Here is a 429-nt window from a genome sequence, read left to right on the forward strand (position 1 = left end):
ACAGTGACTGATGAAGGGAATCCAACAGCAGTTGATAATACAGCAAGTACAACTGAAGATACATTAGTAACAACAGTAAATGTACTAACGAATGATACCGTAATTGATGGCGCAACCATTACAAGTTTTGAATCGTCAAGTACCAATGGCGGGACAGTAACGAGCAATAACGATGACACATTTGATTACACCCCAGCAACAGGGTTTGTAGGGACAGATACATTTGATTATATAATCTGTGATGATGATACACCAACAGCAAGTTGTTCAACCGCGACAGTAACTATCACAGTGACTGATGAAGGGAATCCAACAGCAGTTGATAATACAGCAAGTACAACTGAAGATACATTAGTAACAACAGTAAATGTACTAACGAATGATACCGTAATTGATGGCGCAACCATTACAAGTTTTGAATCGTCAAGT

The 429-nt window shown here is 38.7% G+C and carries 1 protein-coding gene; it reads left to right on the forward strand.

What is annotated here, in order from left to right:
* Nucleotides 1-429, forward strand: a 429-nt coding sequence (locus ACH5TX_RS00175) for an Ig-like domain-containing protein (RefSeq protein WP_439337545.1), incomplete at both ends; no start/stop codon positions are given.

The organism is Thalassobellus citreus, from assembly GCF_044385915.1.
GTDB lineage: Bacteria > Bacteroidota > Bacteroidia > Flavobacteriales > Flavobacteriaceae > Thalassobellus > Thalassobellus citreus.